This window comes from Phytobacter palmae, assembly GCF_039409775.1.
Taxonomy (GTDB): domain Bacteria; phylum Pseudomonadota; class Gammaproteobacteria; order Enterobacterales; family Enterobacteriaceae; genus Phytobacter; species Phytobacter palmae.
On record NZ_JBCIVJ010000055.1, the window covers coordinates 1 to 2,255 of the forward strand.

General features: G+C 57.6%; 1 protein-coding gene. It reads right to left on the reverse strand.

Annotation, left to right across the window (positions count from 1 at the left end; translation table 11 throughout):
- Window positions 1-2,255 (reverse strand): cadherin repeat domain-containing protein (locus AAIG39_RS25565; RefSeq protein ID WP_343195048.1); only part of this gene is annotated, 2,255 nt, incomplete at both ends.

A 2,255-nucleotide genomic window follows, 5' to 3' on the forward strand; every position in this document is an offset into this window, starting at 1 on the left:
TTGGCCGGGCTGGAGAGCAGTGTCACGACGCCGGTGCTGGCGTTGATGCGGAAGTGCTGGGTGTCGCTCAGGCTGTAGGTCACGCCGTGCGCATCGGTGGCGGCAGCGGTGTAGACGGTGTCGCCAACGGCAGTGCTGTCAGTAATGTCGGCGGCGGTAGTAGCGCTGGTGAAGACAGGCACGGTGTTGTCCACCAGGACGCTACTGCCGGAGATGACGGAAAGATTTCCTGCCGCATCAGCGGCATAAGCATGGTAGGTGCCTTCGGCGAGGTTTGCCGCAGAAATAGTGGCGCTGGTATTTGCTGTGACGGTAGTACTGGCCCACTGATTGCTGGCGGCACCAGTAATGTCGCTGAGCTGACCGACCACTACATTGTCGTTGACAAGATAGACAGTGCCGCTTTCGGTACTTTGCACGGTGGCGTGGCCATCATGGTTGAGCACGACAAAGTTTTCGTGGGTGCTGCCATCAGCGTTGAATTTCTGCACATAGAGGTGGTAACCAGAGATGCCGTTGGTAGAGTTGTAACCGTACCAGGTCACCATATATTCGCCATCTGCACCAAAGGCGGTGACTTGTGGATAAAGGTCAGTCGCGCCGCTGGAAGCTTGCAGTTGCACGACACCGCCTACCAGGTCACCACTGGCACTGAACTTCTGCACATAGACGTCCCAACCCGTACCATTATGGCCCATCCAGGTGACAACGTAGCCGCCATCGCTCAGCGCCGTAATGCGCGGTAATTCGTCGTTATTGACGCCCGTGTTGTTGTGCTGTGAGTCCAGTTGTATGGTAGCGCCCACTTTGCTGCCGCCAGCAGTGAACTGCTGTACATAGACAGTGTAATCGTAGGAGCTGTTCGTGTTCTGGTAATCCATCCAGGTGATAACGTAGCCACCGTCGGTCAGCGCTGCAACGTACGGGTAGGTATAGTCACCACCGTAATTGCCGTTGTTTGCCCCTTGCAGTTCGACGATGCTGCCAACCCTGGCGCCGTTGGCATCGAACTGCTGCACATAGGTGCTACTGTTGTAGGTCGAGTTGCTGTAGTTGTAGCCGGACCAGGTGACGACATAGCCACCGTTAGCCAGCGCCGTGATCTGCTGCGAGGTTTCGTAGTTAGAATTATTTCCCGTCGTGGCGTCCAGCACCACTGGGGTGGCGCCTGTGCCGTTAGCATCGAACTGCTGCACATAGATATGGTAGTCGCCGGAGGTTTGGCCCTGCCAGGTCACCACGTAGCTACCGCTGTCCAACACGGTCACCTGCGGGCTGCCATTGTTAGAAGAGCCGGAGGCCAGCTGCACGATGTTGCCCACTGCGACACCAGCGTCGTCAAAGCGCTGCACGTAGACACCACTGCCGTTGATGTACCAGGTCACGATATAGTTGCCATCAGACAGCGTCGCGATCTGCGGGGCGATATCCTGCGCAGAAGCGGCCCCATCAAGTTGCACGGCTGCGGATATTGGCGTGCCGTCAGCGTTGAACAACTGCGTATAGATGCTGCTGTCAGTGCTGGCGCCATTCTTGCTGGTCCATGCAACGGCATACGCCCCTGCATCATTAATGGCCGTCACACTGATGACGCTGTCCAACGAATTTAAGAAAATGTTGGTCGAGCCTGATGCGAGCTGTATGGAATCACCCATCGCCACACCCTGAGCGCTAAGGCGCTGCGCATAGATCCCGTTGCTGCCATTGTTGTTGCCTGCCCATGTCACCAGGAAGCTGCCGTCACCCAGCGCGGTTGTGTCAAAACCATTGGGGTAAATGTAGCCGGTCGCCGGGCTCAACATCACTGGCCCCGTAGAACTTCCGTCCAGCCTGACAGTGGGGGCGATTTCATCCACATCGGTGACATTGACGGTGACCGTCTGCGTGGTCGCATGGCCTGCCGCGTCAGTGGCGACGACGATAAAGCTGTATGCAGGCGCGTGGGTACCTTCATAGTCGGGGCTGGCATTGAAGGTGATCGCGCCAGTGGCAGCGTCGATGCTGAAATACTGGGCGTCTGTACCATTGTTCCCGTCGATCAAGCTGTAAGTGACGTGCTCGCCACCGTCGGCGGCGTCATTATCGACGGCCTGCGCGGTATAGATGGCGGTGCCGGCGGCGGTATTTTCGGCAACGCTAACCGTGGCGGTGGCAAAACTGTCGCTGCTGTTGCCCGTAGTGAAGCCAGGAGCCTGCTCATCCAGGTTATTGATCGCCAGAGTGACTGTCCGGTCGCTGGCATTGCCTGCCGTATC